This is a genomic window from Gilvimarinus sp. 1_MG-2023 (genome assembly GCF_030548285.1).
In genome coordinates this window covers 1-282 of record NZ_JAUOSC010000867.1, presented here as the reverse complement: position 1 = coordinate 282, position 282 = coordinate 1, and the positions used below count along the sequence as shown (strand labels likewise).

The following is a 282-nucleotide window of genomic DNA, read 5'->3' as shown; positions in this document are numbered from 1 at the left end:
GTCGTTACCCACAGTGTAGCCGCCGATGTAGTCCATGGCCTCGGCACGGGAGACGTTTTTGGCCGTTTTGCCAATCACCGCCACCAGTTCGCACTCATAGTGCATGTAGTCAACCTGGTCGGGGCGATAGGTGTTTTGGCGATGGCCCAGCAGGGTGTTGGGAGCTTTCAGGAAGACCAGGGGTTCTTCCGGTGCCTTGAATGCCAGTTCGGCAGCGTGGTCGGCGTAGTTCAGGCCCAGGACAAACATCTTGCCGGTGCAAGGTGGCTGCCAGTTGGCTTC

At 58.9% G+C, this 282-nt stretch carries 1 protein-coding gene; it reads right to left on the bottom strand.

What is annotated here, in order from left to right:
- Positions 1-282: fumarylacetoacetate hydrolase family protein (locus tag Q4563_RS19360; RefSeq protein WP_303605672.1), on the bottom strand; the 282-nt coding region annotated here is incomplete at both ends.